This is a genomic window from Pseudomonas neustonica, from assembly GCF_003797945.1.
Taxonomy (GTDB): domain Bacteria; phylum Pseudomonadota; class Gammaproteobacteria; order Pseudomonadales; family Pseudomonadaceae; genus Halopseudomonas; species Halopseudomonas neustonica.
Window position 1 is genome coordinate 70,186 of the sequence record NZ_RKKU01000021.1, and the last position, 6,727, is coordinate 76,912.

Annotated in this window: 3 protein-coding genes; 1 reads left to right on the plus strand and 2 read right to left on the minus strand. The window is 54.8% G+C overall.

What is annotated here, in order from left to right:
- Window positions 1-14: 14 nt before the first annotated feature.
- Together putA and EF096_RS14935 are read right to left on the minus strand one after the other, a co-directional pair.
- Complete coding sequence (gene putA / locus EF096_RS14930; RefSeq protein WP_123890598.1) at window positions 15-3,170, minus strand: bifunctional proline dehydrogenase/L-glutamate gamma-semialdehyde dehydrogenase PutA; 3,156 nt, start codon at window positions 3,168-3,170, stop codon at window positions 15-17.
- A 252-nt stretch (window positions 3,171-3,422) separates the two neighbouring features.
- A complete protein-coding gene (locus EF096_RS14935; protein WP_123890599.1) occupies window positions 3,423-4,193 on the minus strand; it encodes a helix-turn-helix transcriptional regulator in 771 nt (256 codons plus the stop codon).
- Window positions 4,194-4,311: 118 nt separating this feature from the next.
- On the opposite strand from EF096_RS14935, the gene lon reads away from it, so the two are divergent.
- Entirely contained in the window at window positions 4,312-6,714 is a 2,403-nt protein-coding gene (gene lon, locus EF096_RS14940; RefSeq protein WP_123890600.1) for an endopeptidase La, read from the plus strand.
- Window positions 6,715-6,727 lie beyond the last annotated feature (13 nt).

A 6,727-nucleotide genomic window follows, 5' to 3' on the forward strand; every position in this document is an offset into this window, starting at 1 on the left:
CTTACCAGCGAGCCTTACGGCTCGCCATCCCCCAGCGACAGCAAACTGGCATTACCACCAACCGCCGTCGTGTTGATCGTTCGCGTGCGCTCAGTCACGAAACGCAGCAGATAATGTGGGCCACCGGCCTTGGGACCAGTCCCCGACAGACCTTGACCGCCAAAGGGTTGAACACCGACAACGGCGCCAATCTGATTGCGGTTGACGTATACATTACCAATTCTTACCCGTGAGTCGATATGTTCAGCCGTATCTTCATTGCGACTGTGAATACCCATGGTCAAACCAAACCCGGTGGCATTGATGTCATCAATGATCTTGTCCAGGTCCTTGTTACGCCAGGTAACCACGTGCAGCACAGGCCCAAACTGCTCTTTCTCAAGTTCACTGATGCTATCCAGTCGGAAGGCAACCGGCGCAACAAAGTAACCATCAAGATCGGCCGGCAAGGGTGTTTCGGCAATCAGGCGGCCAGCCGCTTTCATTTTCTCGATGTGCTGCTGCAGACCCGTGCGCGCTTCGGCGTCAATCACCGGACCGACGTCCGTTGAACGGTAACCCGGATTACCGATATTCAACTCGGCCATGGCGCCTTTGAGCAGCTCGATTACGCGCTCGGAAATATCTTCCTGAATAAACAGCACACGCAAGGCAGAACAGCGTTGACCTGCGCTCTGGAAGGCCGAATGTACTACATCCTTGATAACCTGCTCGGGCAGCGCCGTAGAGTCCACGATCATTGCGTTCTGGCCACCGGTCTCGGCAACCATAGGCGCGATGGCACCATCACGTGCGGCGAGTGCGCGGTTAATAATATGTGCGGTTTGCGTAGAGCCAGTGAACGCCACACCGGAAATTCGCGTATCAGAGGTAACAACGCTACCCACTTGTGCGCCATCACCGGGTAACAAGGCCAAGACCTCTTTAGGCAAGCCAGCTTCGTGCATGAGTTCAACACAGCGCATAGCGACCAGACTGGTCTGCTCTGCAGGCTTGGCAACCACGGTATTACCGCAAACCAGCGCAGCGGAAACCTGGCCAAGGAAGATAGCCAGCGGAAAGTTCCAAGGGCTGATACAGGCGAAAACACCGCGACCCTGCAGGTAAATTTCGTTGCTCTCCCCTGTTGGTCCTGGCAGCGTGATAGTTGCAAAACGCTCGCGCGCCTGCAGCGCGTAGTAGCGGCAGAAGTCGACCGCCTCACGCACCTCATCAATGCCATCCTGCAGGCTCTTGCCGGCTTCAAGCGTACACAGCGCCATCAATTCGGGCATGTGCTCTTCAAGCTTGTCGGCTGTGCGTTCAAGCACGGCTGCACGCTGATCAACAGGGGTCGCGTTCCAGCCAACAAAGGCTGCGCTGAGTTGATCAATCGCATCACGTGTTTGGTCTGCACTGGCCCAGACCACTTCACCAACCTGACGTGACAACTGATAAGGGCACATGACCTTGCGCGCATCACCGCTGAGGCGCTTACCACCAACCAGCGGAGCCGCACTCCACTGTTTATCCCACCACTTGTTTAGTTCTGCCTCCAAGGGGGCCCATTCGTTGAGAATATTCATATTGATCCCACGGGAATTGCGTCGCTCCGCGCCATAAATGGCTGGCGGCAGAGGAATACGCGGATTAGCAAAGTTGGCGTGTCGCTGCAGGCTGGTTACCGGGTGCTCGATCAAGCCTTCGACCGGAACACGCGAATCGACCAGTTTGTGCACGAAAGAGGAGTTAGCACCATTCTCCAGCAGGCGTCGCACGAGGTAGGGCAACAGGTCTTTATGGGCGCCAACGGGGGCGTAAATACGCACCGGGCAACCAGCCTTTTCAATCACGGTGTCATAGAGCGCATCGCCCATGCCGTGCAAGCGCTGGAACTCGAAGGATTCGCCATCGCCCATCGACAGAATGCACGTCACTGTATGCGCATTGTGAGTAGCAAATTGGGGATAGATGAGCTCACGGGTTAGCGGACTAAGCAGGTAGCGAGCACAGGCAAGATAAGAAACGTCGGTCGCTTCCTTGCGGGTAAACACCGGATAGCCTTCGATACCCGCTTGCTGGCACCACTTGATTTCGGAATCCCAATAAGCGCCTTTCACCAAACGCACCGGAATCAGGTCACCCTGCTGCTTCGCTAGCAAGGTCAACCAGCACAATACGGGCAATGCACGCTTGGAGTAGGCCTGCACTACCAGACCAAAGTTACCCCAACCTTTGACATCCGGGTGCTGATAGATTTTTTTGAACAGCTTGAGCGATAGCTCCAGACGATCAGCTTCTTCGGCATCAATAGTGATACCGACATCGCCCAAACGCGCCTGGCGGATCAGCTTCAGAACGGTTTCGCTCAGTTCAGCCAATACCTGCTCTTCGCGCGCCGTTTCATAATGCGGGTGCAGGGCTGACAGCTTGATAGAGATGGTCGGCTTGGGGCTCTTGCCCTTGTACTTATCGTCGACCAGGGCAGCGATAGCATCACTGTAGTCTTTGAGATATTTCTCGGCGTCAGCATGGGTCAACGCCGCTTCGCCCAGCATATCGAAGGAATAGGTATAGCCATTGTCACGCTGCGGCTTGCCGTTTTTCAGTGCTTCCTTGATGGTGCGACCCAGTACAAACTGGCGCCCCATGATCTTCATGGCCTGCATCATGGCGGCGCGAATAACGGGCTCACCACTGCTCTTGACCAAGCGGCCGAGCACGGTGCCCGGTGTGCCATCCTGGCGCTTGTCGAGGTTCACCACCTTACCGGTCATGACCAAACCCCAGGCAGCAGCATTGACCAATGTGTGCTCACTCTGGCCAACATGCTTATCCCACTGGGCGGCATTCAGCTTGTCGCGAATCAAGGCGTCGGCCGTATCGCCGTCAGGTACACGCAACAGGGCTTCAGCCAGACACATCAGCATAATGCCTTCCTGGGTATCCAGGCTGTACTGCTGTAGCAGAGCATCGATACTGTCTACTGCGTTATCGCGCTTGCGCACGTCCAGAATCAGCTGACGCGCCTGTTGCGACAACGCATCAAGGTCACGCGCGCGCGCAAGTTCCAGCAACTCCTGCAGATAGGCTGACTCGTCAACCGAGTAGTTTTCGCTTACTTCATACAGGAAATCATCTGGATTGCTGCCCAAAAAATCACCCTGTAAAACCGTGCTCGCTTTAAACATCCTGGCATGCTCCTGGAATCGCCTGTCGTCGTCAGCCACGACAACAACAGCTGAATGAGTTCGCCTTTCTACTAACCCTAGACCATGGTCGGCAATAGAACGAATCATCCGTTGTTATTGAAACCAAACGGTAAAAAGCAGACGTTAAAACGCCCGGAATCGACCAACCATCGACTGTAGAAGTAGCCAAGATAAAAATATTGTTGGAATCTATGGTTTTTTTGTGAAAAACAGGGAAGCTAGGGCTAAATCCTAGTGCAGCCGACCCAATCGTAGCTGCCGCGGGGTAACGCCAAGCTGACGACGCATGGCGTGGTTGAGTGCGCTCTGACTGGAAAAACCGCAACGACTGGCCAGCTGCGCTACGGGAAGATCCGTCTCACGCAGCAATCTCGATGCCTCACGCAAACGAATCTCAAGCACGTATTGATGGGGGGTTTTACCCGTTGCATCGCGGAACAACGAATGAAAATGACTCGGACTCACGCAGACCAGACTCGCCAGCATGGCCACGCTGACACCTTGATCAAGGTGCTCTTGCACAAAAATATCGATGTAGTGCAATTCAGCGGCATCCAGCCCCGTCGAGCGCGCCTTCTCGGGCGCGGAAAGACGGTCGTGCAGCGCATGCAGCAGTACACCGCCAAGATGCCAGTTCATGCCCGCTGCACTGCGTGACTGACTCAAGGTGTAATCCGCAAAGTCCAGCAAGCCCTGTAAGTGATGATCCAGCTCGATGAATCGAGGCCGATCAAATAGCACTTCAAGCCGTTCATCGGCATAACCCGACAACCCCTGCGCCTCAGCCGGCAAGTCCATAATGAGCATATGATTATGCCCACGACCGGAAAACGCATGCGCTTCCCCGCCTGGCACCAGACAGGCATGCAGACGGTTAACAGCGCCACCCTGCCCCATCACCTCGAAGTCCGCACACCCCTGCAACCCGACCACCAACTGGTGCTCAGGATGCGCATGCGTGGCCGCTTGCGTAGGCAAATCGAGGATGCGTGTTTTGATCATGTGCTGATGTTGCCACAAACGCGAAAAAATTACTCGCCATTGAAATTAGCGCTTGGCGGCTCCACCTTTTAAACAACATGGTAAAAAACATCCCTTTTGCAGCCGCAAGGTAGACCCGATGACAGAGCAGCAACCAGAAACCTCAGACTTTATTGAGCGTGACAACGAAGCAGTCTCAGGTACCCATTTGGCAGTGCCCAATCAACGCTTGCCCCCTCGGCTACACCTGCTACCCATCCACAACCGGCCCTTTTTTCCGGCACAGGTAATGCCTGTGGTCGTCAACGAGCAACCCTGGGCAGAAACCATCGACCTGGTCGCCAATACCGAGCACAAGGCACTCTCGTTGTTTTACATCGACCAACCGGTACCAGCCAGTGGTGAGCTGACAGCTGACATGCTGCCGGAGACTGGCTGTGCCGTACGTATCCATCATGCCGTGCGTGAAGATGGCAAGATTCAATTCATCGCCCAGGGCCTCAGCCGCGTCAAAATCACCAAGTGGCTGAGTAAGAAGCCGCCCTACTTGGTTGAGGTCGAATACCCCACTACGGCAAGCGATGAGCGCGACGAAGTACGCGCCTACGCCATGGCGCTGATCAACGCCATCAAGGAGTTGCTGCCGCTCAACCCGCTATACAGCGAAGAGCTAAAGAATTACCTGAATCGATTCAGTCCGAATGAGCCCTCTCCGCTATCCGACTTCGCCGCCGCGCTAACCTCGGCAAAAAGCGGTGAGCTGCAGGATGTGTTGAATACTATTCCCGTGCTGCGGCGCATGGAGAAGGTACTGGTGCTACTGAAGAAAGAAATCGACGTTGCTCGGCTCCAAGGTGAAATCAGCGCCGAGGTTAACCGCAGCATCAGCGCGCACCAGCGTACATTCTTCCTGAAGGAACAACTCAAGGTCATTCAAAAAGAACTGGGGTTATCCAAAGATGATCGCACTGCCGATATTGAGCAGTTTCGTGATCGCCTGACCGATAAGCAGGTACCCGAAGCGGCCCAGAAAAAGATTGATGAAGAACTGAACAAGTTATCCATTCTGGAAACCGGCTCGCCCGAATATGCTGTCACCCGCAATTACCTGGATTGGGCCACGGCCATGCCGTGGGGCGTTACCCATACCGATAAGCTCGACATTCAACACGCGAAAAAGGTGCTGGACCGCGACCACGACGGACTTGAGGACGTAAAACAGCGCATTCTTGAGTTCCTGGCTATCGGTGCTTTCAAAGGCAGCGTTTCCGGCTCAATCGTCTTGCTTGTAGGCCCACCAGGCGTGGGTAAAACCAGTATTGGTCATTCCATTGCAGAAAGCCTCGGTCGCCCCTTTTATCGATTTAGCGTCGGCGGCATGCGTGATGAAGCCGAGATAAAGGGGCATCGACGAACCTATATCGGCGCCATGCCGGGCAAGTTCGTGCAAGCACTAAAAGATGTTGGCGTGATGAACCCGGTAATAATGCTGGATGAGATCGACAAGCTGGGCAGCAGCCATCAGGGTGACCCCGCCTCGGCGCTACTGGAAACCCTGGACCCCGAGCAGAATAATCAGTTTCTGGATCACTACCTCGACCTGAGGATGGATCTATCCAAAGTACTTTTCGTGTGTACAGCCAATACCCTGGACAGCATCCCAGCAGCACTGCTCGACCGTATGGATGTGATTAGGCTGTCCGGTTATATCACCGATGAAAAACTGGCTATCGCCAAGCATCACTTGTGGCCACGGCAATTGGAGCGTGCAGGTCTGCGCAAAAACCAGCTGCGTATTACCGACAAGGCTCTGCGCCAGGTCATCGAAAACTACGCGCGCGAAGCCGGTGTACGCAATCTGGATAAACAACTGGCCAAATTGGTGCGCAAGTCGGTGATGCAACTACTGGAAAACCCGGATCAGAAGCTCAGCATCAAGCCAACAGATCTGCAAGCCATGCTGGGTAGCGCGTCCTTCAAGACCGAGAAACGCCTAAAGGGCACCGGTATCATTACCGGCCTTGCCTGGACCTCTATGGGTGGCGCAACCCTGCCGGTAGAGGCAACGCGCATCCACACGCTGAATCGTGGCTTCAAGTTGACCGGCCAGTTGGGCGACGTAATGAAGGAATCGGCAGAAATTGCCTATAGCTATCTGTGTGCCAACCTGAAAACTTATCACGCAGATAAAACCTTCTTTGATGAGGCCTTTGTTCACCTGCACGTACCCGAGGGCGCCACTCCAAAGGATGGCCCATCTGCGGGTGTAACCATCGCCAGCGCCCTGCTCTCTTTAGCACGCAATCGCGCGCCACGCTCGGGTTTGGCCATGACCGGCGAGATAACGCTAACGGGCTATGTGCTGCCAGTCGGAGGTATTCGCGAGAAAGTGATTGCCGCGCGACGTCAGGGAATCCATGAACTGATTTTGCCGGACGCAAACCAGGGCGACTACGAAGAACTGCCCGATTATCTTAAACAGGGCATGACGATCCATTTCGCCACTCATTTCCGTGATGTAGCCAAGAAGCTTTTTGACTAAAGCGAAACGCAGG

Excerpts from the sequence above, each read along its gene's own strand:
- putA (WP_123890598.1), bottom strand. The coding sequence starts at position 3,170 with ATGTTTAAAGCGAGCACGGTTTTACAGGGTGATTTTTTGGGCAGCAAT.
- EF096_RS14935 (WP_123890599.1), bottom strand. The coding sequence starts at position 4,193 with ATGATCAAAACACGCATCCTCGATTTGCCTACGCAAGCGGCCACGCAT.
- lon (WP_123890600.1), top strand. The coding sequence starts at position 4,312 with ATGACAGAGCAGCAACCAGAAACCTCAGACTTTATTGAGCGTGACAAC.